The sequence below is a fragment of the Acinetobacter sp. YH12070 genome, from assembly GCF_013419625.1.
GTDB lineage: Bacteria > Pseudomonadota > Gammaproteobacteria > Pseudomonadales > Moraxellaceae > Acinetobacter > Acinetobacter amyesii.
On the sequence record NZ_VOZT01000018.1, the window covers coordinates 1 to 24,485 of the forward strand.

At 37.5% G+C, this 24,485-nt stretch carries 25 protein-coding genes; 15 read left to right on the plus strand and 10 right to left on the minus strand.

The genetic code is table 11. The features are described 5' to 3' along the window. The 4 genes from FTU17_RS07165 to FTU17_RS07180 form a co-directional block, all read left to right on the plus strand. Window positions 1–179: transposase (locus tag FTU17_RS07165; RefSeq protein ID WP_180003507.1), on the plus strand; the 179-nt coding region annotated here is incomplete at its 5' end. 77 nt (window positions 180–256) lie between these two features. After that, window positions 257–673 carry a DNA breaking-rejoining protein gene (locus FTU17_RS07170; RefSeq protein WP_180005517.1) on the plus strand — a complete coding sequence of 139 codons (417 nt, stop codon included), beginning with the start codon at window positions 257–259 and terminating at the stop codon, window positions 671–673. Between the two features lie 462 nt (window positions 674–1,135). Next, window positions 1,136–3,106: a choline BCCT transporter BetT gene (locus tag FTU17_RS07175; protein ID WP_180134996.1), complete on the plus strand. Its 1,971-nt coding sequence runs from the start codon at window positions 1,136–1,138 to the stop codon at window positions 3,104–3,106. Between the two features lie 246 nt (window positions 3,107–3,352). Then, window positions 3,353–4,513 carry an MFS transporter gene (locus tag FTU17_RS07180; RefSeq protein ID WP_180109318.1) on the plus strand — a complete coding sequence of 387 codons (1,161 nt, stop codon included), beginning with the start codon at window positions 3,353–3,355 and terminating at the stop codon, window positions 4,511–4,513. 24 nt (window positions 4,514–4,537) lie between these two features. Here FTU17_RS07180 and FTU17_RS07185 read toward each other — a convergent pair whose 3' ends face one another. Then, a complete protein-coding gene (locus FTU17_RS07185) occupies window positions 4,538–5,920 on the minus strand; it encodes a sensor domain-containing diguanylate cyclase (RefSeq protein ID WP_257227370.1) in 1,383 nt (460 codons plus the stop codon). A 299-nt stretch (window positions 5,921–6,219) separates the two neighbouring features. Between FTU17_RS07185 and FTU17_RS07190 the strand changes: the two genes are divergently transcribed. Further along, entirely contained in the window at window positions 6,220–6,702 is a 483-nt protein-coding gene (locus FTU17_RS07190; RefSeq protein ID WP_078190792.1) for a hypothetical protein, read from the plus strand. 70 nt (window positions 6,703–6,772) lie between these two features. Here the strand turns inward: FTU17_RS07190 and accC are convergent, their stop codons facing one another. From accC to aroQ, 3 genes are read right to left on the minus strand one after another with little or no spacing between them, the layout of a single operon-like run. Next, a complete protein-coding gene (accC, locus tag FTU17_RS07195; RefSeq protein ID WP_180005521.1) occupies window positions 6,773–8,134 on the minus strand; it encodes an acetyl-CoA carboxylase biotin carboxylase subunit in 1,362 nt (453 codons plus the stop codon). Between the two features lie 17 nt (window positions 8,135–8,151). Beyond that, a complete protein-coding gene (gene accB / locus FTU17_RS07200) occupies window positions 8,152–8,568 on the minus strand; it encodes an acetyl-CoA carboxylase biotin carboxyl carrier protein (protein ID WP_078190790.1) in 417 nt (138 codons plus the stop codon). Between the two features lie 15 nt (window positions 8,569–8,583). Continuing rightward, window positions 8,584–9,039, minus strand: coding sequence for a type II 3-dehydroquinate dehydratase (gene aroQ / locus FTU17_RS07205; protein WP_180134998.1), 456 nt, complete (start codon window positions 9,037–9,039; stop codon window positions 8,584–8,586). Window positions 9,040–10,157: 1,118 nt separating this feature from the next. Between aroQ and FTU17_RS07210 the strand changes: the two genes are divergently transcribed. The 9 genes from FTU17_RS07210 (at window position 10,158) to FTU17_RS07250 (ending at window position 15,713) form a co-directional block, all read left to right on the plus strand. Further along, window positions 10,158–10,526, plus strand: a complete 369-nt coding sequence (locus tag FTU17_RS07210) for a hypothetical protein (protein WP_180054637.1) — start codon at window positions 10,158–10,160, stop codon at window positions 10,524–10,526. A gap of 3 nt (window positions 10,527–10,529) precedes the next feature. Then, window positions 10,530–10,922: a hypothetical protein gene (locus FTU17_RS07215; protein WP_180050770.1), complete on the plus strand. Its 393-nt coding sequence runs from the start codon at window positions 10,530–10,532 to the stop codon at window positions 10,920–10,922. 583 nt (window positions 10,923–11,505) lie between these two features. Then, a complete protein-coding gene (locus FTU17_RS07220; protein ID WP_180134999.1) occupies window positions 11,506–11,766 on the plus strand; it encodes a hypothetical protein in 261 nt (86 codons plus the stop codon). Between the two features lie 3 nt (window positions 11,767–11,769). Further along, on the plus strand, window positions 11,770–12,525 hold the full coding sequence (locus FTU17_RS07225; RefSeq protein ID WP_257227371.1) for a zeta toxin: 756 nt from the start codon (window positions 11,770–11,772) through the stop codon (window positions 12,523–12,525). A 43-nt stretch (window positions 12,526–12,568) separates the two neighbouring features. Continuing rightward, window positions 12,569–12,814, plus strand: a complete 246-nt coding sequence (locus FTU17_RS07230) for a hypothetical protein (RefSeq protein WP_180041448.1) — start codon at window positions 12,569–12,571, stop codon at window positions 12,812–12,814. A gap of 241 nt (window positions 12,815–13,055) precedes the next feature. Next, complete coding sequence (locus tag FTU17_RS07235) at window positions 13,056–13,469, plus strand: YeeE/YedE family protein (protein WP_180005525.1); 414 nt, start codon at window positions 13,056–13,058, stop codon at window positions 13,467–13,469. A 2-nt stretch (window positions 13,470–13,471) separates the two neighbouring features. Then, the gene (locus FTU17_RS07240) at window positions 13,472–13,891 is read left to right on the plus strand and encodes a DUF6691 family protein (RefSeq protein WP_180008166.1); all 420 of its coding nucleotides are present in this window, start codon (window positions 13,472–13,474) and stop codon (window positions 13,889–13,891) included. Further along, window positions 13,891–14,775 (plus strand): MBL fold metallo-hydrolase, encoded by an 885-nt coding sequence (locus tag FTU17_RS07245; protein WP_180059885.1) that lies wholly within the window; start codon window positions 13,891–13,893, stop codon window positions 14,773–14,775. The genes FTU17_RS07240 and FTU17_RS07245 overlap by 1 nt, the downstream gene beginning before the upstream one ends. Window positions 14,776–14,951: 176 nt before the next feature. Continuing rightward, entirely contained in the window at window positions 14,952–15,713 is a 762-nt protein-coding gene (locus FTU17_RS07250; protein WP_180135000.1) for an alpha/beta fold hydrolase, read from the plus strand. 43 nt (window positions 15,714–15,756) lie between these two features. Here the strand turns inward: FTU17_RS07250 and FTU17_RS07255 are convergent, their stop codons facing one another. Genes FTU17_RS07255 through tssH form a run of 6 tightly spaced genes read right to left on the minus strand, consistent with a single transcriptional unit; the run spans window position 15,757 to window position 23,399 of the window. Further along, window positions 15,757–16,713 (minus strand): M15 family metallopeptidase, encoded by a 957-nt coding sequence (locus FTU17_RS07255; RefSeq protein WP_180059881.1) that lies wholly within the window; start codon window positions 16,711–16,713, stop codon window positions 15,757–15,759. Next, window positions 16,710–17,381 carry a hypothetical protein gene (locus tag FTU17_RS07260; protein ID WP_180135001.1) on the minus strand — a complete coding sequence of 224 codons (672 nt, stop codon included), beginning with the start codon at window positions 17,379–17,381 and terminating at the stop codon, window positions 16,710–16,712. Before FTU17_RS07260 ends, FTU17_RS07255 begins: the two co-directional genes overlap by 4 nt. Window positions 17,382–17,393: 12 nt before the next feature. Next, the gene (gene icmH, locus FTU17_RS07265) at window positions 17,394–18,197 is read right to left on the minus strand and encodes a type IVB secretion system protein IcmH/DotU (protein ID WP_111885479.1); all 804 of its coding nucleotides are present in this window, start codon (window positions 18,195–18,197) and stop codon (window positions 17,394–17,396) included. Window positions 18,198–18,206: 9 nt separating this feature from the next. Further along, window positions 18,207–19,571, minus strand: a complete 1,365-nt coding sequence (gene tssK, locus FTU17_RS07270; protein ID WP_078193368.1) for a type VI secretion system baseplate subunit TssK — start codon at window positions 19,569–19,571, stop codon at window positions 18,207–18,209. A 5-nt stretch (window positions 19,572–19,576) separates the two neighbouring features. Beyond that, complete coding sequence (tssA, locus tag FTU17_RS07275; RefSeq protein ID WP_180027198.1) at window positions 19,577–20,707, minus strand: type VI secretion system protein TssA; 1,131 nt, start codon at window positions 20,705–20,707, stop codon at window positions 19,577–19,579. 19 nt (window positions 20,708–20,726) lie between these two features. Beyond that, a complete protein-coding gene (tssH, locus tag FTU17_RS07280; RefSeq protein ID WP_180135002.1) occupies window positions 20,727–23,399 on the minus strand; it encodes a type VI secretion system ATPase TssH in 2,673 nt (890 codons plus the stop codon). Window positions 23,400–23,864: 465 nt separating this feature from the next. Between tssH and FTU17_RS07285 the strand changes: the two genes are divergently transcribed. After that, window positions 23,865–24,476, plus strand: a complete 612-nt coding sequence (locus tag FTU17_RS07285; RefSeq protein WP_180023731.1) for a hypothetical protein — start codon at window positions 23,865–23,867, stop codon at window positions 24,474–24,476. The last annotated feature ends 9 nt before the right edge of the window (window positions 24,477–24,485 follow it).

Sequence of the window (24,485 nt, forward strand, 5' to 3'; positions counted from 1 at the left end):
CCGAACTAAAAATCTATAATCAGGAAATCAATAAAAGAAGAATTGGAATTGAGCATGTATTTGGCAGTTTGAAAACCTTCAAAATTCTTGCTGAGCGATATCGCAATCGAGGCAAAAGACTAGCATTGAGATTCAATCTAATTGCTGGAATTTATAACTTGGAGCTGAGTGAAAAATGACTTATGAAAGAAATCTATTGATGAAATTTAGAATTTCACATGATTAAAAATGATCAATTTAAAAATGGCACATAGTGATGAAAAAATTAACTTTGTTAGGTTCAATAACTTTGGCTTTGTCTGCGGCGGTTTCGCCAAGTGTATCTGCTGCACCAGTAAAACCCATTCAGTTTGCAAAAGGTGCTATTGGTACTACAGTTGCAGGATCATTTAAAGGCTACGATGACATTCAGTATAGTTTGAATGCTAAGGCTGGACAAACTTTAAGCTATAAGCTGACAAGCAATCATGATTTAGCCCAAATTAATATATATGCTCCTGGTGATAAACCAGGAAAAACAGAAGCTTTAGTGATTGGATCTACAACAGGAGTATCTGGAAAATTCAAGCTGCCAGAATCAGGCAATTATTTGATTCAGATCTACCAAATGCGGAATACGGCACGGAATAATAGAACGGTTAATTATAAATTGCATGTTGAAGCAGTTCGCTAAACTTACTTTATCTGGATCTGGATAACTTAGAAAGTAACCGAAGAAAAACCAACCAGATGAAATTATATAAGTGATAAAAAATGTTCAAAAAACCACCAAAAAGTGGTTTTTTGAGTTTTGTATTAATTGGAAAATTATAAGAAATTAAGAAAAATGATATTGATAAATATAATGAATTTAGAATGAAGACATTAAATTGATCGTTTTCTTAATTTAATAAATTGCTTAATATTTAATTTAGTATCTAAAAATATGATAACATGTGCACATTCTAAACAGTGGCTTAGATTGAGTCAGCCTTTAATTTTCAATTTATGCACATGAATATTTTTAATATTTATCGTATAGAGCGAAATTACAATCGCCAGCACTCATCTTTACAAGCCTGTTTCTTTCGCAAGTAGCGGATATCTCTTTGATCAATTTAGATCTGTCTTACAAATAAAACGGAATAGGGAAGGTATGTCTTCATTGAAACCGTCATGGTATTCCAATGTGAATCCAAATGTGTTTATTAGCACAGTTGTCATTATCGGCATTTTTATTGCCATTGTATTTTTAGCTCCCAATGCTTTTGATTTAATAACTAAACAACTGAATCAATGGGTTACAAACTCATTCAGTTGGTTCTATGTACTATCTGTAGCCATTTTTCTCTTAGTGCTTATTTATATTGCCTGTTCAAATATGGGTAAAATTAAACTTGGTTTAGACCATAGCCAGCCAAAATATAGTAATAGCTCCTGGTTCGCTATGCTATTTACTGCTGGTATGGGTATTGGCTTAATGTTCTTCGGTGTCGCGGAGCCAGTGATGCACTATGTATCACCTCCAACCGGTGAACCAGAAACTATCCAATCAGCTCAGCAAGCTATGCGTGTAACATTCTTCCATTGGGGACTTCATGCTTGGGCAATCTACACAATTGTTGGCTTGGCGTTAGCTTACTTTGCTTATAGACACAATCTACCTCTAAAAATTCGCTCTGCGTTATATCCTCTCATTGGAAAAAAAATCTATGGTCCAATTGGTGATGGTGTAGATACCTTTGCAACGATCGGTACTGTATTTGGTGTCGCAACGACTTTAGGTTTTGGTGTAACCCAAATTAACTCCGGCCTGAATTATCTATTCGGGATTGAATATTCAACGACGACGCAACTAATTCTAATCGTCATTGTTACAGCTATGGCCTCTTTGTCCGTATTTATGGGCTTAGACAAGGGTATTAAACGATTATCAGAGATCAATTTAGGCTTAGCATTAACCCTCTTATTATTTGTATTTTTTGCTAGTTCTACGATATTCATATTACAAGCGACTATACAAAATGCTGGCCAGTATTTTTCAAACTTATTCAACATGACCTTTAATTTATATGCCTATCAATCTGATGGTTGGATTGGTGGTTGGACAATTATGTACTGGGCATGGTGGATTTCATGGTCGCCATTCGTAGGTATGTTTATTGCGCGTGTGTCTGAAGGACGTACTATTCGTGAGTTTATTGTAGGTGTTTTACTTATTCCAACAGGCTTCACGTTGATCTGGATGGGAGTCATGGGGAATGCTGCACTCTATAGTATTTTAAACGAAGCGAACACCTCGCTGATTTCTGCAGTGCAACGAGATTCATCCGTTGCGTTATTTGAATATTTAGGGACCTTGCCATTCTCAGGCGTGATGAGTTTTGTGGCGACCATTCTGGTCATGTTGTTTTTTGTGACTTCGGCAGACTCTGGGGCTTTAGTTACAGACTATCTAACTGCAAAATCTGAAAACTCTCCAACTTGGCAGCGATTGTTTTGGACAACGTTAATGGCTGTTCTTGCGATTGTTTTGTTGTTTGCAGGAGGTTTAGGTGCTTTGCAATCTGCAACAATGTTGAGTGCATTACCATTCACTTTTGTAATGCTTTTAATTTGCTGGGGCTTAGTCAAGGCTCTACATTTAGATGCAACCAAGATGCAAGCATTACAGGATGCGCGTATTACACCTAGAGCAATTCATAATCCAAGAAGTTGGCAGCAACGTTTAGGATTGATTATGCATTATCCGCATACACGTGAAGAAGTTGAACAATATATTGATACAACGGTAAGCCAGGCATTTTCAAATCTACAGAAAGAGTTTAAGCGTCGTCATTTAGATGTGACGGTAAACACGATAGATGATGGCTTGCAGCTTCGTGTAAACCATCAAGATGAGATTAACTTTATCTACCAAGTAGTTGTCCAAGAAAAAAATACACCAAGCTTTATGATTGATTCAGGAGAAATTACGCAAGATTATCAAGCTGAAGTATTTTTGAGGGAAGGTGGTCAAAATTATGACATCATCGAATGGACGCAAGAAGATATCTTGCAAGATGTCATTGATCAATATGAGCGTCATCTGCATTTTTTAAATTTAGTTCGAACTAAGAGCCAATAGATAAAAAACCGCCCAAATGGGCGGTTTTTATTAACATATGAGAGTTTTATAAGTAAAAATAACATATTGTTTAATAAATAGAATAATGAGGAAATTTGATATTTTGATAAAATTGTACAAATTTTGAAATAATTTAATTAAAATAAATTTGTATACTCGTCATATCCTAACCAAGCCTTTTAGATGCAAAAGCATACAACTCTGAAAAGTTTATAACTTACTGTAAATACTAAGGAATACAGTTTGATGCTTAACATTCCAATCCAATCCAAACTCGGTGGATTCTACTTTTTCTATTATTCAATAGTGGGTACATTCATGCCGTATTGGAGTTTGTATTTAGAGGATCAAGGGTTTAATTATCAAGAAATAGGTGTTTTATCTTCGATTGCAATTGTGACACGTTTTTTTGCGCCATTTATTTGGGGGTGGATTGCAGATAAATCCGGAAAGCGCATGCTTTTAGTTCGAATCGCAACATGGATGGAAGCCTGTATTTGGTTTCTGATTTTTATAATTCCAAACAGTTTTCAGTCTGTTGCATTACTCATGTTGGTATTCAGTTTCTTTCAAAATGCCATTTTAGCTCAGTTTGAAGGGGTAACTTTATTTTGGTTGGCTGAGCGTCGTGCAGAACTTTATGGAAAAGTCAGAAAATGGGGATCAGTTGGTTTCATTGTTGGTGTATTTGGAATAGGGGCTTTGCTAGAAATAATACCTGTTTCAATGCTGCCTATCATGTTGTTATGCATTGCATTTCTCGCATTTATTTGGTCATTTACGATTAAAGAGCCCGCTACTGCACCATCTTCACAGAAAAAACTTGAACCACTTTGGCCTATCTTAAAACGACCAGTTGTAGCTAGTTTTTTTATCATTGAATTTTTTCTACTTTTTTCGCATGCGCCGTTTTATAGTTTTTATAGCAATTACCTTAAGCAGGCTGATTTTTCGACGAGCCAAATCGGTTTTTTATGGTCTGTAGGAGTCATTGCAGAAATCATTATGTTTGCCTATGCCAATGTCTTTTTTAATCGATATTCTTGGCGCAATTTAGTGCTCATTTGTCTGGGGCTAACAGGGATGCGATGGTTGATTGTAGGTTTATATCCGAAGGTGTTTATCACTCAATTTGCAGCGCAAACGATTCATGCCTTTAGTTTTGGATTATTCCACTTAATCGCGATGCGGATCATTTTTCAAAATTTTACTGCGAGTCAACAAGGGCGTGGTCAAGCGCTATACAGTACCATGTGGGGCTTAGGTGTTGCGAGTGGCAGTATTTTAGCAGGCCGATATTGGGACATGCTTTCGGGACCCGTTATTTTTATGATCGCAGGACTGGTGGTTATACCTGCCATGTTTTTGGTCGTGGGCTTGCCTAAAACGATCCAAAAGCAAGCTTAAAACAATTCAGTATTTTGATAAATCTCAATGAACTAAAATCACCTGATTACGGCCGAGCTCTTTGGCTTGATATAATGCCTGATCGGCTTGATTTATCATACTTTGCAAACTTGGAGCATTGGGCAAAGACTGATGAATCAGACCTATACTCACCGTAATATAAATCGTATTTTTTTTATCAATGAAAATAGGCGTAGTTTCAACGACTTTTCGGATACGCTCAGCAATACCTTGAGCTTCAGCTGCTGCAATGTTCGTGAGTAATACACTAAACTCTTCACCACCAATACGTGCAAATAAATCAGTTTCACGTAAATTCTTACGCACAACGCTCGAAAATTCTTGTAAAACTTGGTCACCGACATAATGCCCATATTGATCATTTAATTTTTTAAAATGATCAATATCCATCATGATAATGGAAAAGTTAAGCTGAATTTGGTTTTGTAGGTAAAGCTCACCTTGCTCGAAAAAATATCGACGATTCATCGCATGCGTTAAACTATCATGATTTGCAAGGTATAAAACCTCTTTATATAGTTCGTGCCGATTTCGGCTAATAATACAAAGAATCAACGGCGAGAGAATCAGCATGGCTAGGCCGATACGGACTGAAATTGCTGTCGATAAATAGGCTAATGAAGAATCGTGTAAGTAGAACGCATTTAAATTGTAATAGGTCGCTAAAATTACCACGGCATTAATTAGGGATAAGGTAAATAATCGATAGGTTAATGCTGCCCAAATTAGAGCCGCTAAAGGGTAGAGAATTGCCCCTGGACCTGTAGAAACGGCTGTTAAAAATACACAGAAGACAACTGCAATTGCCGGAAATATTTTATTGATCTGAAAGCTTTGATGACGTCGATCTTTGAAATAAAGTTTAAGATCGGCCAGTTTAGGAAAAGACAGAATAAGCGGTAATATAATCAGCGCATTTAATATTTCAGTAATCCACCACATACCAAAATCAATCGACAATCGATCGGTCGACATAAACGTGTTGGGGATATAAGGCACAGTGAAAATAGCAAAAAGAGCACCTGCAAGGCATCCACCACAGGCGATGATGACAATCATGGTCAGAAAGGTGAAACCTTTATTATAGTTTTGATAGTTCACCTGAAAATATCGCATAAAAAATAACGATACCATGCTGTTGGTTAAATTTGAAAAAGTGAGAAATAAAGTGAGTTGGAAATAATTGCCTGTCACTAAATCTGGGAGCATATAACCGGTAAATGCACCTAACCATCCTCCCAGATTACTCAGTTTAGGGAACCTTAAGAATATTGCTAACAATACTGCGTTCGCAGGCCAAAAAATCGCTAAATAGCTTAATGGGCGGGTGAAAATACCGATTAAGCAGCAGCAAAGAATAACTGCAGCGACTATGACAAAAGCCATGCTGTGGCGTGCATTAAGCGGAGCAAGACTATTCGAATGCAGTTTCATTAGCTTATGTAAGACTAGGTTAAATATGGGAGAATTCGTTTTTTTCGTATATTAAACGATAAAAAAGATTTTATATTATTTTATTGTAAATAGTGTGATTTGTTTGGCATTTAGCTGATTTGTAGTTTCGTTAACTGAGATTGATTTTTTGGATAAATAGGAAAAATGATTGTTATGAAAATGTGATAAACCGCGGATTTGTAAAAAAATGTGTTACTTTAAGAGCATGATTTATATGACTGATTAAATGTATGAAAATAGCATATCTTACAGTTTTACTCATGTTGAGTTCATCGTTGGTGATGGCGGCAGATAATAAGAATACAACTCAAAATTCAGAGGCTAAAAATCAAGTTGAAGCGGTGAATAGCTTTAGGGTGACAACACGTTCTGAATTGGTCGGCTTATGGGGTATGGAAATTCCGACCAATAAAAAGTGCGTTGAATATTATAATTTTAAGAGCAATAATGATGTTGTGATCAAAAGCGGTGAAGAGTGGTCATCTGGGGTATATGACTATCAACCTGCGCAAGATCCGAATGTGCAAATTCCAGCACTGATTTTACAAGTGAAATATGACAATAATCAGATGGATTGTTCGGGCAATATTCAAGATCAAACCGGCGAAATTTCACAGTACTTTGTAAAGTGGAAAAGTCCATCGGTTATTAATTTCTGTGCCAATGATCAGGCTCAGCAGTGTTTTGCGACATTGCGTCGAGTTTTGCCTTAAGCATGACTATAGATCTTTCTTATGAAAATAAAAAACCACTCATTTGAGTGGTTTTTTTGACACTGAAGTTTTATTTCTCTTCATGTCCTTCGACTTTCTTTAATAGATGCTTTTCAAGATAGTGAATATCCATTGCTTGTTCGCAGAAATTTTTATCTTGAAGAATCAAATCTTTATGTAGCGGAATATTGGTTTTCACGCCAGTTAAGATAATCTCTTCTAGAGCTTGTTTCATGCGCGCAATAGAGGTTTCACGATCTTTACCATGCGCAATGAGTTTTGCAATCATTGAATCATAGTAGGGTGGGATGCTATATCCTTGATAGATATGAGAATCTAGTCGGATACCTGCGCCACCCGGTGCATAGAAATGATCGATTTTGCCCGGTGAAGGCATAAATGTAGATGGATCTTCCGCATTAATACGACATTCAATCGCATGACCTTTAAGTTGAATATCTTCTTGTTGAAGATCCAAACCTAAGCCAGCAGCAATGCGTAATTGTTGCTCGATAATATCTACACCAGTTACTTGCTCAGTAACAGGATGTTCTACTTGCACACGAGTATTCATTTCAATAAAGAAGAATTCACCCTCTTCAAATAAGAACTCGAATGTACCCGCACCACGGTATTGCATCAATTTACAAGCATTTACACATGCTTCAAGAATATGCGCACGTGCTTCTTCAGGTAGACCCGGTGCAGGAGCTTCTTCAAGTACTTTTTGATGACGACGTTGCAATGAACAGTCACGATCATAAAGGTGAATTGCATGGCCATTACCATCTGCAAGAACTTGCACTTCGACATGGCGTGGCTTTTGAAGGAAACGTTCCATATAAACGGTATCGTCACCAAACCACATTTCAGCATCACGTTGAGCAGCTTGTACAGATTCGAGGAGTGTGTCTACACGTTCAACGATACGCATACCACGACCACCACCACCAGAAGCTGCTTTTACGATCAATGGAAAGCCAATTTCTTTAGCTTCTGCCAAAGCATTGTGAATCGTTACAGCATGGTCACAACCTGGAACAGTCGGTACGCCGGCTTTTTTCATGGCAATAATGGCAGAAACTTTGTTCCCCATTAAGCGAATGTGTTCAGGACGCGGGCCGATAAAGATAAAACCTGAGTTTTCTACAATTTCAGCAAACTCAGCATTTTCAGATAAGAAACCATAACCTGGATGGATGGCATCTGCACCGGTGATTTCAGCCGCTGTAATAATGGCAGGGATATTGAGATAACTTTCGCTGCTGGCACCTGGTCCAATACACACTGCTTCGTCACAGAAGCGTAAGTGCATTAGGTCTTTGTCGGCATCGGAATAAATCCCTACGGTTTTAATTCCTAAAGTTTTGCAAGCGCGGGTGATGCGGAGCGCAATCTCACCACGGTTTGCAATTAAAACTTTTTGCAACATTGTGATTCCCCGTGGTCTTAAGCGCGATAGCGGAATAATGGTTGACCGAATTGGATCACTTCGCCATTTTTAACCAAAATTTCTTCAATTACACCGCTTTGAGTTGCTTCAATTGGGTTCATGATTTTCATTGCTTCGATGATACCGAGTGTTTCACCAGCAGATACAGTTTGACCAACTTTCACAAATGGTGCTTCACCTGGATTTGGCGCAGCATAGAACACACCAACCATAGGAGACGGCTCAACAGCACCACGTGGTGAACGAGGTGCAGCAGGCGCAGCGGCAGGAGCAGCCATAGCAGGCGCAGCGGCAGCAACTACTGGATTGCGACGAGTTAGAGCAATCGATTGATCGCCTTCTTTAACTTCAATCGCCTGTAAGTCAGATTCAATCATCAAATCGATGAGTTTCTTGATTTTACGGATATCCATGAACAGTATTCCTAATTAAGATTGAAAAGTTGGTTGAATTTTTTCGATGGCGAAGTCTAGTGCTGCGGCATAACCTTTTGCACCTAAACCACAAATAACGCCAACGGCTTTATCAGATAGATAGGAGTGATGTCTAAATGCTTCGCGAGCGTGGACATTTGATAGATGTACTTCGATAAATGGAATGGCTACACCAAGAAGGGCATCACGCACAGCAACCGAAGTATGTGTTAGGGCTGCAGGGTTAATAATGATGAATTGAACGCCTTCTTGTTGCGCTTGATGAATTCGGTCGACGACAGCGCCTTCCCAATTACTTTGGAAAGTGTCGAGAGAAATGGAAGCGTTTTGAGCCTGTGAAATCAGTTTTTGGTTGATATCTTCAAGTGTCAGATAGCCATAAACTTCGGGTTCACGTTTTCCCAGTAAGTTGAGATTCGGTCCATGAATGACCAAAATGGTCGAGCTCATTCAGCCTGCTCCAATAAAAAGTTGCAAATTTACTTTACAAGATACCTGCAAAGTTTGCTCATTATGGCATAAAATTCCACATTTTTTTTATAATTTCTTTGAATTGACGTGAAAAGCATGTGCCGAGAATGGGCTATATAATGCGAACTTTGCAGAGAATTGGCAATGTTAAAAGATTACATTTTTATCATTATATTGTAGGACATCATTTTAAACCCAATTGGCTAAAACTGTTGATATCTTTTGTGTAAACTTGCTATATCGTGGTGCATACGTTTAGCAATAATCAGTGCGAATGATCTTAAAGGTGAGATGGCTTGTGTATCCACCTTATAGATCGTTAGTTGAACAGCCTAAGCATGCATAGTCATAAAGATGGTATTCATACAGCGAATTAAAATTTCTAAGGTTTAACTTATTTCACGCGTAAAGGAATCTAAATTGTTCTCAGTTTTCAATCGAGTTATTTGAAAGAATAAATCAGGTTTGTGTGCTAAGTATATAAAAATTAAAAGATAGTTACTTTTTCTATGGTTTATAAAGCATATTTCTAGGCCAATGAAATTTTTTTCATAGATGATAGGGCTCAAGCTAGATATTTTGTTTGCCTTAGCGAATTAAATATTCTGTGGGAGCATTTCCTTATAAGTAGGCAGCTTTAGATATGATGAACATTTATTGCCTAGCTAAGTCATACTTTATAGACCTATATATAAGCGTATTAACCATCCTGTGTATTTTCTAGTCAGTGTTTTGAATCTATGAAACGTGCAAGGCATTGACGATTTCTTTCATAAATCATGTAAGTTTGGAAAATCGGGTATTTGTCCAAATTTGCACAGGCATTGGCAAAAGTTAAATCTGTGGTGGTAAAGAAGCTTGCTGTTTGAATGTTGATTCTATTTTTTTTCGTCTATTTCTGTGTTTGAGCGGTATATGTCTTAAATTAAGTTTCCTTTATTCCTGTTTATACCTTTACATGGAATCTACAGCATTGAGTCTTTTGTTATAAATGAATTGATAAAACAAGGCACGAATGCTTTCGCACGGAAAAAATTTATCTATATAAGTGTAATTCACGGTAGAATGCCCGAAACCTATATGGCCTGAGAACAAACATGGCAAAACATACGCAAAATTCATCACCTTTGGCAGAACTGATTGCAGAACAAAAACTTTTATGTGAAGAAGTGGGTTCTGCATATGTAGAAGTGCAGGGCAATGATGTAATTGCTGTGGCTGTCCATACCTTAAATAAAGATCCAATAGTTGGTATTCGTAAGCCTGCAGAAGGTGATGAAAATGTCAGTTGGTATATTTATGGCGGCGAGCTTGAAGGCGCAGATAACTTTGAAACAATGACTGTGCGTAAACTGCAAGATGTTGTGCCTGAAGTGCTACCGTATTTAGCTTTGGATGTGGGCTATCGTTTTATGATCGATGCTGATGATTATGAAGATGTCTGGAAAGAAGGTGATGAGGCTTAATTTATGCATTCTCCGTTGATGTATAAACTTTATGTCTTTATTTTTTCTGTGTTTACTGCTTCTGTAGCATATGCAAATGTGAATGAAGCGGTTACTCCACAACTGACTCAAGCTGAATATAATGCTCAGATACATACATATACTGAGCAAATTAATTCAACCAAAGCCATTTTAGATGACCCTACATCTACTGCAACGGGTCAGCAGCAAACTCAAGCATTTTGTTTAAGATTGAATGCATATCGACAGATTTTAGAAATATCTCAGCAAAACTCAGCTCTTGAAATGGCCAATCTAATGCGAGTGGCTTCACAGCACTATTTACAACAACAGCAACAGAGTATGCAGTCATCTGGCTTAAACGAAAGTGCATTTTGTTCGAGTCCTACAAAATAATTTAGGTTTAAATTTCTCTGCTTAAACTTTTGGGCTCTAGTCTAACTTTCTTTCATTTTGTTCTATTTTTCATAATTCGAAATGGTCTAATATTTCAAAATTATTACAGCATTATTCACTATAGGTGCAGTTTCTAATAATCTTAGAAGTTGAAAATGTAGATTGTCAGAAAATGATATAAAATATGCTTAAATTGACAAGTTCATCACATTATTATGATCAAGTTAGAACGATTTATATGCAACAAACATCCCTGGTCCTGTTGCATAGGTCAGTACTAATACATCAACTTGTTGATGTCGTTCTCTTTTGGCCACTGAATAAGTGGCTATTTTTTTGTGAAAAATTAAATGCTTAATTGGGTGATAAATCCAATGTAGGTAACTTTTACATAATTCTTGATTTACTATCCACACACATTGACTCATATACGACATTCTTTTCGAGCAATACAATCAAATGATTTAAGCATTTTGAATTTTTATCAATTTCTTCTCAGGATGACTGATGGATAAATAGACAAATATTGCGAGTATGATAAGATGATTGAACACATTATTTTTGATGTTTGAGGAGTTGTTACATGACAGCTTATACTTCAATAATGAAAGCAAGCCAATATGAGGACGATATGATCCCGAGCCTTGCTATCCATGCATTTCGCCATGCTTTTGAACAAGCAAGTGCGTCATCCACTGTGGTTTATGTAAAAGGTCTACAACTGGTTCAACGTCTGCAAAATGGTCAAGAAGTACAAATAAAAGATGTATCAGCCGACTTTGTACAAGTGGATGATCTACCAAAAATTTTAAAACGAAAAAAGAAAATAGAGGAAATTGTTTAATACATGCCTCCACAACCTCGCATTAGAATGTTCGCGGGTCCAAATGGTTCAGGTAAAAGCACAGTTAAAGAATATTTATTGCCCCATCATATTGGGGCATATTTAAATGCGGATGAACTCGAAGCTCAACTGAAACATTCACACCGGCTCAATTTGTTGGATTACCATCCCGCTTTAAAATCAGAAGCATTAATTGACTTTCTAGATACGAAAAAACGTCCCGCGAATGGAGCATTTATTCCTCTATTAGCACGAAAACCTCAGATATTAGATCCGTGGAAAATAGAATTTCATCCAGACCAGATTGACTCATATCTTTGTGCAAGAATTATTGATTATATCCGTTTGCAGTTTTTAGAACTAAAAATTAGTTTTACCTTTGAAACGGTGATGTCCCATATTTCCAAGGTGGAATTTCTACGCGAAGCAAAAAGAAAAGGCTTTCGAACCTATCTGTATTATGTTTCCACTATTGATCCTGTTATCAATATTTCACGTGTTCAGTACCGAGTGAAAACGGGTGGACATGGTGTTCCAGAACAAAAAATTCGCGAACGTTATTATCGAAGTATGGATTTGTTAATGCAGGCGGTAGAAGCAACGGATCGTAGTTATTTATTTGATAACTCTGCCGATGGACAGCATGCTTCTTTCATTGCGGAAATTGAACAAGCTGAAATTTTAAAGATGAATTCAGGTATTCAGCGTTTACCTTGGTGGTTTGTAGATAAGGTGCTCAAAGAGTTTGAGCCAAATTAATATCAACTGAACGTAATAGAAAACAACATAACAGGCTGAACTTATGCAGAATAATGACTATGAATTACAACAACATTCAAACTCATCTCCATTAGATCAAACTCATCTTGATCAAGCCATTGAGCAGCAAGCTGAACAAGAACAGCAAAAAAATAGTACATCATCTGATCCTTTATCTTCTGTAGATTTGACTGACTTAGCTGAAATTGGTTCGAATATTATAGAATTGGGTTCAGATGCTTTAACATGGGTGAGCGATGCACTCAGCGATATCAGTATTGATCTATAAATTATCTATTATTTCAATTAACTTCATAATAAACAGCCTTTATTGAAAAATCTCCGAGGATATATTTTGTGATTTTTCAAGTTTATAAATTATTTCTAAATAAATTAATCAAACACTCTTGAAACGTTGAATTTTTCAATCAGGAAAAGGCAAGTCAGAACGAATATTTCGGTTGGAGGGCTTGCATCTTTTTTTAAATAACATATTATAAAAACATATATTGTTTTTGTGGCTGATGAATATGCATCCCTTTCTAACCGCTTTTCTCGGCGGGACCTTATTGGGCCTAGCCGCAGTTGGCTACCTATACGTACATGGTCGAATCGCCGGTATCAGTGGTTTAATTGCGCAAATGTTGAATCCTCAAACGATTTTAAAAACACCTGCGATATGGTTTTTAGCGGGACTTTTTATTGTGCCTTTTATCTACGGGAAAATGACCTCTGTGACAATTGAACTGGATGCAAGCCCATGGATGATGATCATTGCCGGGGTATTGGTTGGATTCGGAACGCGATTAGGTTCAGGTTGTACAAGCGGACATGGCATTTGCGGTATTAGTCGTCTTTCTAAGCGTTCATTCGTTGCAACTGCTAGTTTTATGTTGGCAGGGATTATCACAGTTTATGTAATGAGACATGTAATCGGAGCTTAATGATGAAAAATATATTGGCTTTTATTTTTGGTGGAATTTTCTCATTAGGTTTAATGATTTCTGGCATGTCTAATCCAGAAAAGGTCTTAAGTTTCCTTGATATAACAGGGCAGTGGGATGCGAGTTTAGCTTTTGTGATGATGGGAGCCATTGCAGTTGCATTTATTCCATTTCAAATGGCCGTTCGTCAATCAAAACCGACAACCTTTGATGGGACGGCGATTGAATTACCGAGTAATAATCAAATTGATGCAAAACTCATCATGGGGAGTGTTATCTTTGGAATAGGTTGGGGAATTGCAGGAATCTGTCCAGCGCCAGCCTTTACTTTGATTGGACTTGGCTACTATCAAGCAATTTATTTTGTTGTGGCGATGTTTGCAGGCGTCTATCTACATCGAAAATTTGCGGGAGCAAATTAATGTCAAAGCGTGCACAGGTACAACCTTTTTTTGATGAAAATACCAATACATTCAGTTATGTGGTATCTGATCTACAAACAAAACGATGTGCGATTATAGACAGTGTATTGGATTATGATGCTGCTTCTGCAACTACTCAAACGAAGCATGCAGATTTGATTGTTCGCTATATTCAAGAAAATAGCCTAAGCGTAGAATGGATTTTAGAAACGCATGTGCACGCAGATCACTTAACGGCATCACAATATTTAAAACAGGTTCTTGGTGGCAAAATTGCGATGAGCCATAACATCAAGATTGTGCAGGAAACATTCAGTGCCATTTATAATTTTGATGTGAAATATTTTAATTCACATCAGTCTTTTGATTATTTATTTGCAGATCATGAAGCATTTAAAATCGGCGAGTTAAATGCGTATAACATTCCAACGCCTGGACACACACCTGCTTGTCTGAGCTATGTGGTTGGTGATGATGCTGTGTTTGTCGGTGATACCTTATTTATGCCTGATTATGGCACAGCACGCTGTGATTTTCCCAAGGGCAGTGCAGCAGTATTATTCGATTCAGTACAAAAGATTTATCAGTTAGCACCTGAAATGCGCTTGTTTTTATGCCATGACTATTTACCAGAAAATCGGTCAGAATACTGCTGTGAAAGCAGTGTACATGCACAAAAGGAGCAGAATATTCATATTCACGTTGGTACGAAAAAAGAAGATTTTGTCACAATGCGAACTCAGCGTGACGCAAAATTGGCTATGCCAAAACTGATTTTACCTGCAATACAAATCAATATGGATGCAGGTAAATTTCCAAAACCAGAAGGGAATGGTATTCGCTATTTAAAAATTCCTTTTAATCACTTTAAATCTGCAAATTAAAGACAAAGATCTTTTAGGTTGATTGCGGTTGGCTATTTCATTTATGAAATAGCCTAAGCAAGTTAAATCATATACCACATACAAATAGCCTAAGTAAGACTAATAGTTTTTAACTGTCATTTGATTTCATTCCGTCAACTAGGCATCATAATATCAACATAGCAAAGTATTCAAAAATGATCCTAAATTACGAATATCATCAAAAATTAGAGGGCGAAACGCACCCGCTAGTCTTTATTCACGGTTTATTTGGCAGCCTCAGTAACTTAGGGATGCTTGCCAGAGCTTTTCAAAATTCACATTCTGTCATTCAGCTTGATTTACGAAATCATTGTAAATCACCTCAAAGTACAGAAATGGATTATCGTGAGATGGCAAACGATGTACTCGAAACATTAGATGCGATTGGCATCGATAAGTTTTCAGTGATTGGCCATTCCATGGGAGGCAAGGTCGCAATGCAATTGGCTTTAATCTCAGAGCGGGTAGAGCAACTTGTTGTATTGGATATCGCGCCCTTTGCATATCAAGAACGTCATCATGATGAAATTTTTAAAGCATTGATCGCCGTAAATAATGCGCAAATTCAATCTAGACAACAAGCGGTTGAAATTATGCGTGAGTATATTCATTTCGATATGGTGATACAGTTTCTGCTCAAGTCTTTTAGCAAAGGACAATGGTTGTTTAATGTAGATGCGTTGTATAAACAATATGACCAGATTATTGGTTGGGAAAATATTGAAAATACTTGGCAACAGCCTGTATTGTTCATCAAAGGTGGAGAGTCACCTTATATTTCAAAAGTGGAACATACCAATACGATAGAACAACAATTTCCAAATGCGAAAATTGTAGAGATAGAAGGCGCAGGCCATTGGTTACATGCAGAAAAAACAACTGAAGTAATAGAGCAAATACAAAATTATTTAAATTAATACGGTGTGCCTTCAATTATATTTTGCAGGCACAACATCGAAATTATTCAATCGAAATATTATTGGCTTGAAGTTGACCTTCAGACGTGAGTAATGCAGCCATCTCTGCTGTTTTTTTCAGCCCTGGCATTCGATATTCTGTATGACCATAATCTTGAATAGATTTCCAGCGTCCGCCCCATGTTAAACCAACAGACTCAGCGGCTTGACCATAAAGTTGATAACCACGCATAGCCCAAGGGTCTCGTTCAGTAATGACCACTTTGCCATTGCGTTTAAATGCAACATCAGCTGCTAAACCAAACTGATGATAACTTTGGAAGCCACGGGCACGAGTGGTATTTTTATTGGTGGCTAAATTATTTTGACGTTCTGGACTACGATAACCTTCGAGTAAAACCATTTCATAGCCATGTTGTTCACGCATAATTTTAAACACCATCAATAAACGCTGCTTATAACGTGGGTTCATTTTATGCCATTTACGATCTGCTGAAGGTATATCCGTAGAGTATGAATGCGTATGGATATCTTGAACTTCTGGATTGAAACTTAAGGCCATAACAGATGGCTGCTCAACCATTGCTGCTTCTTCTGCGATTGCCTCTTGAACAAGATATTCTTCAACTTCAGGAGGTGCATCTAAAACCTGTCCATCGAGCATAGCGTAAATTTGTGGATCGACTTTACGTAAATAATCAGCTTCTACTTTACTTGCAGTAATCGGGCGAGTAAAAGCAAATAATAAAATACTGGCAAACAGTAAGAAGCCTGCAAATAAAATCCACCATTGTTGTAAATGCCAGTGTGATTGAATCTGTTGTGGTGCTGCTGCATAGTTCAGTTCATAAGCAAAATTTTTGGCGTGCTGAATTCTTTTTTTACTTTGTGGAATGATTTGAAAGAAAAAATCCTGAACTTTAATTCTGAGTTCATAAGAAAAACAAAGCACTGTCACCAGTGCTAAGACAAAGAAACAACTAACCAAAAAGATGATCATGGGGAAACTGTAGCGCTCACAGTCGCATTCGCCGTGTTTGTTGCAGCAACCACTTTCGGACGTTTTGTTTCAGAAATTTGCGTTCCGCCCATCGGCTCTTCAAAGTGCTCATCTTCTTTTGCTGCTTTTGTAGATGGCTCTGTAGGTTTGGTCACCTTAGCTGTTGTTGGCGCAGCTTTTGGTTTTACTAATGTAGTAGGAATATGTTGTTTAACGGTTGTTGTAGCAGCTACAACAGGGCGCTGCGGTTGGGTAATTTCAAAAGGTGAACGGTTATTCGCCACAGCTTGAACAGGCTGAGTTGCCTTAGCCGTGTTACCATGATTGAAAGCAGTAGCTAAATCATTCGAATATAAATCATTATCCGGATCTTTTTCTTCAGTTGCATGAACGGTTTGCTGCGCTTTTTCAGCTGAAGCTTGCTCATTTTCGTTTTGACGAGGTACAGCGGATGCCTCAGTTTCAGCTTTATCTTCAGTTGGGGCAGAAGTAGTCATTTCTGCATTTGTAGGCTGATCGTCAGAATTTAGATAAAAATATCCCAGGCAAACAACAATAATCACCGCTGCACCAACAAGAAAGCCGATAGCAGCATGAGCTAAAGGCGGTAAATTATTTTTTTGAGTCGACTGTAAAATTCTAACGTTATTCGATTTTTCGTTTGCCATGGTGTCTAAGTCTTATGGTAAATGAATGGTGATATAAGCCTGTTCCGATGGGGCAGTTATGACGTTTTGATATTGTGATAACGCCTGATTATTTTGGCTAGATAACATATATCTCAGTCCACCAAATGCTAATACAGCAAACAAAGCCCAAAAGATAATGATCCAAAAAAATGGTAATTCACGGTGAATAATGTTTTTAATTTGATCCGGTAATGCCGCGAAAGGCGAAAACGCCTTTTTACCTTTCATATAATCAATTTCATCGCCGACACGTGCAACGAGTGAATTGAGCATTTCAATCGATTCAAGTCGGTATTTACCATGAAAACCAAGGAGCATGCAGTAATGATAAACTTCAAGTGCTGCTAAACGATCTTTATTCTTAGAACGAATTTGCTCTAAATTTTCAAAAAAGCGGTAACCCGCAAGCTGTGAACCAAAAAGACTTAATTGCAATGGATTCATCATCCAATTGTTTTGTAAATCAAAAAAGCGTGCATCTTGTTGGGTGACAATGGTTTCATCTAATAAAGCGCAATAGGCATATTTTGCGTCCGTGATATCTTCATTGCTGAATTGAAGCTTACGGGCTTGGCTTTCAAATCGGTTTAATAGATCCATAATTTTTGTCCTGAAACTTTCAGGGCTGGATGGAACATATTGATTTTTGAGTAAGAATACGATGTAAAAACCATCATGCAGTAGATCAACTAAATTGGTTGAACTGTTGATTTTCGGTTCAGCACTTGGTTTTGAAGAGCCTAATCCTATTTGACCGTCGTCAAAAAGTGAAGGGGCATTATTTGAAATATTCATGATTGCTCCTTAACCATTCATCACAGCAATAAGTTCAATCGAGATATCTTGGAAGCCAGCTGGTATGTAAACGCAGATGGATTCAGAATCAAGCATACGTTGATACAAATCATTATTTGGCTCAACTTCAAAATAACTCACACCTGAACGTACCGGAATTGCTGTTGGCACTTGCATCATATGTTGCAATGGCACAGCAGGTAAGGCCGCCATGACACGCTGTTCAACATCGACAGTATTGCCGACTTTAAAGCGCAGCGGTACATAAGAAATAATGTCATGTGTAGGCATCACGCTACTTGAAACAGCTAAATACAGGCGAGAATCACGAGTAATTTTGTCACTTTCAAGACTGCCGACCCAGTAAGATTGACGGGTTTCTTTCAAGTTAATACTGATATATCGATTTGAAATAATCGTATCAAGCAACTCACGTAAAATCACATCTAATTGAGCAAAACTTTCTTGCAAATTATGATGTTGATACTGCGGAAGCTGATCTACTTCGTAAGCTGTCGAGAAGGTGAGCAAGGAACCTGTCAGACGCAATAATTCAAAATACAAACGTTCAGGATGAATCAGTGGATATTGCAATAAATGGTTCAGGGTTGCATGCGCAGTATTTAGCGCATTAACCAACCAAAATGACACGATATCACCTGAACGGAATTCAATTAACTTTTGTTCGTTTTCACGATTATTCGATTGAATGGTTTTAATTTTAGCTTTAATGATATTCAGCGTTCGTTTAAGCCCAGTAATCAGCGAATCACACGAACTAATATGTAATATTGGTGGGATAAATTGATAATCTAAAACAAAATTACCAGAGCTTTGGCGCTTGATGCGGCCTATTGGCATATAAAGAAAACCATCAAGATTGTGCTGTGGTTCTTGGCCTAATTCAAAGATTTTGAACTCTGCTCGGCGGCGTAATAAGGTAATTTCAGCAGCCGTTGCATCTGTAAACAAATCATGAGTTTCAGTCAAATGTGAATGATAGCGACTCGATTGGGTATTTTCTTCAAAATTGACGTTTCGTTTATTCGGTTGAACGATTGGTAATGCTAAATAAATTTGCATTTCACCGCGTAAATTTAATGAATCAAGTAGTACAGGCTCAGGTAATAAGTCTTGTGCAGGTGCTTGATAAATCTCGCCATCTTGCCAAATCATTTCAACTTTATTCAAAGCCAAAGTATTGGTACTGAGTTGTGATTCATCAAAAATTAAACTTTGAATACCATAAGCGAACGGTATTGTTGCGCGAACCGTATGGTTTAAACGCTGTTCATGATAAGCATCTTGTAATTGAAAGTGTTGCGGGCGTAAAAATAATCCTTCACCCCATAAAATTTTTTCTGCTTTAAACATTGCTTTTACCAGTCGCTATTCGATTCATTACTTTGTTGCTGAACACCTAACATTTCTTGTACAGCTTCAAGAGGGTTTTCATCCTTAATCACATGAGTTAACCATTCATGCAGTGGCATTTGTGACCATTTAATGGTTTTTTGCAGCATATAACTGACAGGGCTATGCGGCTCATTCACTTGGAAATAGTCCGCAATATCTTGCAAGACTTTCATGGCTTGTTCACGGTTTTCAAGATGATTTTGCACTTGAGGTTTAAATTGCTGTGTATGCTGTTGTTGTATTATTTGCATATCATTCTGCACGGAAGTTACAGTGGAAAGTGTTTGGCTTTCAATTGGAGAATTTGATTGAACCTGTTCAGCACTCGATGAATTGATAAAAGCATCTGCTTTATAGATTTTTTTTAAGCTCAAGTGAATCATTTCGATTTGAGAGTCAATGCCAGCAAAGCTTGGCGCATCTAAACCCATCAAATCATCAAGAGTCGTTTTTAAGTTTTCCCAATGGTTTAAAATATCTAAAAACTGTTGGTAATACTGGTATTGAATTGATTTTGACGTATTGAACAAGGCATGTTCAAACTGTTCCATACCATTAAAAGACTCTTCTTGATCATCATCTTCATGGTTGGATTTACGTCTTTGGTTTTGAACATGAAGTAGTCGATCATAGTCGGATAGGGAATAAGCTGCCGCGCCATGAACGATTGAAACTGATTTAATTAATGTTGGGATTTGATTAATTATCCCTTGTAATAAACCTAGACGTTGATCAAGGTCATCATCTTCAATTTCAGGATGAAGTTGTAGCCAAAAGTCTTGCAAGCTTTTTTGTGTAAGTTCAATCCCTTTGGCAATCCCTTCAAAACCATGAATATGAGTCCATGCTTCAAGCAACCACCCATATAAGCGAATATCTTTAGTTTGTTCGCGAAGTAAATCTGACGATTTTTGGTGCACAAAGCCCCAATCTGCTTGTTTCGGTTCTGCGATCCAGTCGCCTTGATCCAAGAGCGGGTCATCTTGTGTTTTAGCTTTTTTAATTGCATGAAAATCATTTGAAAATGAAAAATCACTACCGCAAGGTAAATCATCCGTAATCGGTTGCAATAAAGCGTCGAGCTCTAAACTCATATTCTACATCGTTCCTAACTTATGCTTCTAAGGTTTTAGTCTTTTTGCTGCTGCGTTTTTTCGCAGGTTTACTTTTAGGATCTAAAACATAAATAATTTCATCGTCTTTGACATCGATTTCAATGACTGATGGAATCTTTTGTTCACTCATCGCCATCAACAATTCAGTGGCTAAAGCAGGTAAGACCGTCGCATTTAAAATGTTGTCGACATTACGCGCACCACTATCGACCTCAGTACAGCGACTTAATAATAATTCGACTAAATCGTCGGTATAACGTGTTTGCGTACCATATTGTTTTTCAATACGCGCGGTGATTTTGCCTAATTTATGCTGAATAATGCGTACGAGCAGATCATCGTGCAATGGGAAATACGGCACGATACGCATACGACCTAAAAATGCCGGCTTAAATTGTTTATATAAAGCTGGTTTTAATACATCTAGAAGTTCTTCTGCTGACGGCCATTCTTCTACTGGCTGATTTAAACAAGCCTGCATAATGGCACTAGAGCCTGCATTTGAAGTCAATAAGATCGTTGTATTTTTAAAGTCAATGACACGACCTTCACCATCTTCCAAAGTACCTTTATCGAATACTTGGTAGAATAGCTCTTGAACATCGCTGTGTGCTTTTTCAATCTCATCGAGTAAAACCACACTATATGGGTTACGGCGAACTGCTTCTGTCAGTACGCCACCTTGGCCATAACCGACATAACCTGGAGGAGCACCTTTTAAAGACGACACGGTATGTGCTTCTTGATATTCAGACATGTTAATGGTGATTAAATGAGACTCACCACCATATAACTCGTTTGCTAACGCAAGTGCAGTTTCGGTTTTACCCACACCACTTGGGCCAACCAGCATGAAAACGCCTTGAGGTTTATTTGGATCTTCCAATTTTGCCTTGGAGGTTTTAATGCCTTGTACCAGTTGATGCAGTGCATAATCTTGACCCATCACACGTTGTTCTAACTGTGCTTCAAGCTTCAAAATTTGCTGAATTTCATCATTAACCATTTTACCAACAGGGATGCCGGTCCAGTCTGAAATGATTTCATTAATAATTTGAGCATTTACACGTTCAAAAACCAGCGGCGTTTGACCTCGTAAAGTTGCCAGTTGGTTACGAATATTGCTTAAAGTTTCAATATTTTCTGGTTTTTGCTCGGACTCTTGTTCAAGCGTTTTAATCTGTTGAACGATTTCGAGTTCTTTTTTCCACTGCGTTTCTGTCGACTGAATTTCTTGTTCAAGCGCGGATATTTGTGTTTTTACACTTTCAATGCGTTCGTGGTGAATAGGAATATTCTTATGTTCATTTTCAAGAATCGCCAATTCAAGCTTCAAATTATGTAATTGAGCTTGAAGTTGATCCAATTTTACAGGTTGTGCATTTTGCGTTAAAGCTACACGTGCAGAAGCCGTATCTAAGACACTTATCGCTTTATCAGGTAATTGACGGCCAGTGATATAACGGTGTGATGCATGGACTGCAGTAACGATAGCTTCATCGTCAATTTGTAAATTGAAATGTTTTGCCATCACGGGAATCATGGCACGCAGCATATCGATTGCGACTTCTTCAGTCGGTTCTTCAACCTGAATTACTTGGAAGCGTCGGCTTAATGCGGCATCTTTTTCAAAATACTGCTTATATTCAGCCCATGTGGTTGCGGCAATGGTTCTTAACTCACCACGTGCAAGCGCCGGTTTTAACAGGTTTGCTGCATCATTTTGACCTGCTTGACCACCCGCACCAATCAACGTGTGTGCTTCATCAATAAATAAAATGATTGGATGTGCAGAGGCTTGAACTTCATGAATAACTTGTTTTAAGCGATTTTCGAATTCACCTTTAACACTGGCGCCCGCTTGTAGCAAGCCCATATCTAAAGTGTGGATGCTGACGTTTTTTAAAGCATCTGGAACTTGGTTAGTTGCAATTTTTAATGCAAGACCTTCAACAACGGCCGTTTTACCAACACCAGGCTCACCCGTTAAAATCGGATTGTTTTGACGACGACGCATCAAAATATCGAGCATTAAGCGGATTTCAAACTCACGACCAATCACAGGATCAATGCCACCATTTTTAGCTTTTTCAGTAAGATTAATGGTGTATTGGTCTAGAGCTGGTGTTTTAACTGGCGTAGTTGCATTCGTTTGTACTGCTGATTTTTCATCAAGTGATGCTGTTGCTAAATCTTCATTTTCAATGCTTTTTAGGCAAAGATCTAAAAATTTATGTTTAATCGTATCTATAGGTAATAAATCGAATAGAGAAGAAGCTCTTGCTGCGATTTGGTATAAATCTGGCGCGGTAAGCAGTGCAACAAGTAAATGACCACTACGAATTTGTGGATTTTGTTCAGCAGATGCTAATAACCAAGCTTGTTCAAGTAAGCGCACAATGGATTGGGCAAAAATCGGGGTGCGCGTATTTCCTTTTGGAAGTTGAGCGATACTTTCTTTGAGGTCATCTGCCAAACCGTCTGCAGAAACTTTGTATTTTTCTAAGAGTATTTGAAGGTCATTTTTATTGTTATAGGTTAATAATTCGAGTAAAAAATGTTCAATTTCGATTTCATAATTTTGCTGTGAAATACATGTATTGGCTGACTTTTCGAGTGAAATGCGGGCGTGAGGTGAAAGTTTAGTAATTAAAACTTTTAAATTATTCATAAATAACTCATCAAATTTAGAATCCACAGTACGAAATTTTACAAGTTTGACTGTGATCTCTTTTTTCTTGCTATAAAAATAAAAACTTTAAAATCAACACCTTATATATTTTTAGTGTCTTGCTTTAGGCGATATAATACAGACTAAATAAAAAAAGGAAAAAGATTTTTTTATAAAATGAAACAAAAAAAAACAAATCGTCGACAAACTTTGGAGTATTTGGCACATTTTTGTATTGACTCTATGTGCTTATTTTTTGTTAAATCTGCAGCATATTTTTAATTTTGATAAATGAAGAGAAAACCCACGGGAAAATAAGTGGTGATTTCTCCACATATTCACATAAATTAAGTTTTAGCACGTAGAAATACAGAGGCAATTTTGAATAAATTTAGTGTTTTATTACCTATAATTTTAGCAGCTAGTTTAACACAAACCGTTTTTGCAAAAGATAAAGCGGCATCTGTGAAAAAATCCTGTTTAAAGGATTATCCACTGGCAGTAGGTGATACAGATCCAGAGATTATTGGTTTTTATAATCAGTTATGTGACAAAAAAAATAAGAAAAATGAGAACTTAAAAAATGAAATTTTTGTAGATATTGCCAAAAAATATCAAGCTAATGGTTACAATTTAAAAGCATTGCAAGCGGTCAATCTGCTGCGAGAAAAGAACTATCAGTCGCCTGAACTTACTGATGTCACTTTTTTAGCAGGTATCGCTATTTCTTATAATGCGCTGAATCATATGCGGAGTAATGAAAATCGTACTCTAGATGAACAGACCTATTCTCCTGCCAAAGTGTTGTCGGATAATATTCGTTATATTCAGCCGACGATTGATAAATCTACGTCTGCTGCAGCAGATGTTCGTGAAAAAAGTACAGAATCTTCGAGCAATGTGAAATCTAAACAGACAACACCAGCTAAAAAACGAACCAATACAGCGTCTACCAAGTCTAAACAAACGACTACAGCAGCAAGCAAAAAGAAAACTACCACGACAGCAAAAACGCAGACTACAGCGAAAAAACCTGCTGCCAGTGGTTCACCTTTCGATACATTAAAAAATAAATAACAAGGAAAA

What these genes read in the sequence shown, in the direction of transcription:
- FTU17_RS07170 (WP_180005517.1), top strand. Translation starts at nt 257, where the DNA reads ATGAAAAAATTAACTTTGTTAGGTTCAATAACTTTGGCTTTGTCTGCG.
- FTU17_RS07175 (WP_180134996.1), top strand. Translation starts at nt 1,136, where the DNA reads ATGTCTTCATTGAAACCGTCATGGTATTCCAATGTGAATCCAAATGTG.
- FTU17_RS07180 (WP_180109318.1), top strand. Translation starts at nt 3,353, where the DNA reads ATGCTTAACATTCCAATCCAATCCAAACTCGGTGGATTCTACTTTTTC.
- FTU17_RS07185 (WP_257227370.1), bottom strand. Translation starts at nt 5,920, where the DNA reads ATGGCTTTTGTCATAGTCGCTGCAGTTATTCTTTGCTGCTGCTTAATC.
- FTU17_RS07190 (WP_078190792.1), top strand. Translation starts at nt 6,220, where the DNA reads ATGAAAATAGCATATCTTACAGTTTTACTCATGTTGAGTTCATCGTTG.
- accC (WP_180005521.1), bottom strand. Translation starts at nt 8,134, where the DNA reads ATGTTGCAAAAAGTTTTAATTGCAAACCGTGGTGAGATTGCGCTCCGC.
- accB (WP_078190790.1), bottom strand. Translation starts at nt 8,568, where the DNA reads ATGGATATCCGTAAAATCAAGAAACTCATCGATTTGATGATTGAATCT.
- aroQ (WP_180134998.1), bottom strand. Translation starts at nt 9,039, where the DNA reads ATGAGCTCGACCATTTTGGTCATTCATGGACCGAATCTCAACTTACTG.
- FTU17_RS07210 (WP_180054637.1), top strand. Translation starts at nt 10,158, where the DNA reads ATGGCAAAACATACGCAAAATTCATCACCTTTGGCAGAACTGATTGCA.
- FTU17_RS07215 (WP_180050770.1), top strand. Translation starts at nt 10,530, where the DNA reads ATGCATTCTCCGTTGATGTATAAACTTTATGTCTTTATTTTTTCTGTG.
- FTU17_RS07220 (WP_180134999.1), top strand. Translation starts at nt 11,506, where the DNA reads ATGACAGCTTATACTTCAATAATGAAAGCAAGCCAATATGAGGACGAT.
- FTU17_RS07225 (WP_257227371.1), top strand. Translation starts at nt 11,770, where the DNA reads ATGCCTCCACAACCTCGCATTAGAATGTTCGCGGGTCCAAATGGTTCA.
- FTU17_RS07230 (WP_180041448.1), top strand. Translation starts at nt 12,569, where the DNA reads ATGCAGAATAATGACTATGAATTACAACAACATTCAAACTCATCTCCA.
- FTU17_RS07235 (WP_180005525.1), top strand. Translation starts at nt 13,056, where the DNA reads ATGCATCCCTTTCTAACCGCTTTTCTCGGCGGGACCTTATTGGGCCTA.
- FTU17_RS07240 (WP_180008166.1), top strand. Translation starts at nt 13,472, where the DNA reads ATGAAAAATATATTGGCTTTTATTTTTGGTGGAATTTTCTCATTAGGT.
- FTU17_RS07245 (WP_180059885.1), top strand. Translation starts at nt 13,891, where the DNA reads ATGTCAAAGCGTGCACAGGTACAACCTTTTTTTGATGAAAATACCAAT.
- FTU17_RS07250 (WP_180135000.1), top strand. Translation starts at nt 14,952, where the DNA reads ATGATCCTAAATTACGAATATCATCAAAAATTAGAGGGCGAAACGCAC.
- FTU17_RS07255 (WP_180059881.1), bottom strand. Translation starts at nt 16,713, where the DNA reads ATGATCATCTTTTTGGTTAGTTGTTTCTTTGTCTTAGCACTGGTGACA.
- FTU17_RS07260 (WP_180135001.1), bottom strand. Translation starts at nt 17,381, where the DNA reads ATGGCAAACGAAAAATCGAATAACGTTAGAATTTTACAGTCGACTCAA.
- icmH (WP_111885479.1), bottom strand. Translation starts at nt 18,197, where the DNA reads ATGAATATTTCAAATAATGCCCCTTCACTTTTTGACGACGGTCAAATA.
- tssK (WP_078193368.1), bottom strand. Translation starts at nt 19,571, where the DNA reads ATGTTTAAAGCAGAAAAAATTTTATGGGGTGAAGGATTATTTTTACGC.
- tssA (WP_180027198.1), bottom strand. Translation starts at nt 20,707, where the DNA reads ATGAGTTTAGAGCTCGACGCTTTATTGCAACCGATTACGGATGATTTA.
- tssH (WP_180135002.1), bottom strand. Translation starts at nt 23,399, where the DNA reads ATGAATAATTTAAAAGTTTTAATTACTAAACTTTCACCTCACGCCCGC.